Genomic DNA, 1,442 nt, shown 5'->3' with positions numbered 1-1,442 from the left:
CACAAATCCGCGTCCATTACTCCGCCAACTGGCGATAACCGGGACCGTTGGCAAGCATTTTTATGAAGAAGAATCTTCCATACATTATTATTCTAGGTCTAACCATATTACATGCATTGATTTATTTATTTGACAAATCAAATGGTGTTAGAATCTTAAACTGGACGATGTTACTTTCCTTCATTTATTTCATAGTTTTTGGACTAGTGAGATTATTTCAAACAAAATATAATGATGGCATAATTAGTCTGTTTTCTGCTATAATTATTTTTACGGTAGAGTTGAAATTATGGTTTTATTATTACAACTATTATCTCAATTTAATTTTACTATTCATTACAGCAATAATATTTTATTTACTCATTCAAAAATTTAATGTTAGCCTAAAGCGCTTAAAGTTCCCAATATTATTTCTCGTCATCAGCTTTATATTAAATCAAATTTCAGATTTAAAGGTATTTCAACATATAAGTTCAATGGTCAGTTACCAAAGTTTAGAGTGGAATGATTTTCAAGGGAAAATACAAAATGATTCGGAATTTGATGCAACTATTAAATCGGGAATAAATTTTAAAACAAATTACGCATCAAATCCAACACATTATTTAGTATTTACAGGAATGATCCCAGAAAAATCTTGGGTGAGGAGATCTAATGAAGATATAGAGTTTGAAAAGTTATTAAATCACGAACAAAGACATTTTGATATAGTTAAAATTCATGAGAACCAACTTAAAGATAGTCTTAGAAAAGTAAAATATGATTCACGATCATATGAGAAAATAATTAAATTTTTTAGTGCAAAAGAAGATACCTTTTCAAAACAATATGATGAGCTCACCTCTCATGGATTTTCACACTGGAAGCAAAGAATTTGGAATAATAAGATAGATTCAATTCTTGAATTACAAAAAGTACCTTTACTATCCGGAAACGATAAGAGGTTTAGAGAAGCTCAAGGAAAAGCAATTCAACAGGCACAGTTGTGCTTGGAAATAAAAGAAAATATTACTGAAATATTTAATTCAAGAAATGAATTTCTACAAAAAATAAATTCTAAGAGAGAATCGAATAAGAAAATTGAAACCTATCATTTTGAGCGAGTTGATAGTTTATCAAACGAATTACTGAAAGAAATTGAATATTCAATTTTAAAAATTGAGAATAGAAAGAATATACAATCAGATAAAAAACTATACAAAGCTACTTTAACCCTTATTAGTAAAATAAAAGAATTGGAATTAGTGTTTCAACCATTTTTCAATTCCATAAAAACCTCGAACAGTTATTTAGAAGAAAAATTAGGATTTCCAGTTACAGACAAAGCTTCAAAGATCAAAATGAACTATGAAAACTGGGAAACTGAAAAAGATGATTTTCTAACTAAATATGAATTATCTTCTGACGAACTAAACCAATTAGAGTAATAAAAACGACTTGCC

Annotated in this window: 1 protein-coding gene; it reads left to right on the top strand. The window is 28.2% G+C overall.

Annotated elements, in window-relative coordinates; all coding sequences use genetic code 11:
- Positions 1-476: 476 nt before the first annotated feature.
- Positions 477-1,427, top strand: a complete 951-nt coding sequence (locus tag RM539_RS19810; protein WP_311505153.1) for a hypothetical protein — start codon at positions 477-479, stop codon at positions 1,425-1,427.
- Positions 1,428-1,442 lie beyond the last annotated feature (15 nt).

Origin of the sequence: Autumnicola musiva (genome assembly GCF_031846585.1) — a bacterium.
GTDB classification, from domain to species: Bacteria; Bacteroidota; Bacteroidia; order Flavobacteriales; family Flavobacteriaceae; genus Autumnicola; species Autumnicola musiva.
This window is presented reverse-complemented; position numbering and strand designations above follow the sequence as displayed.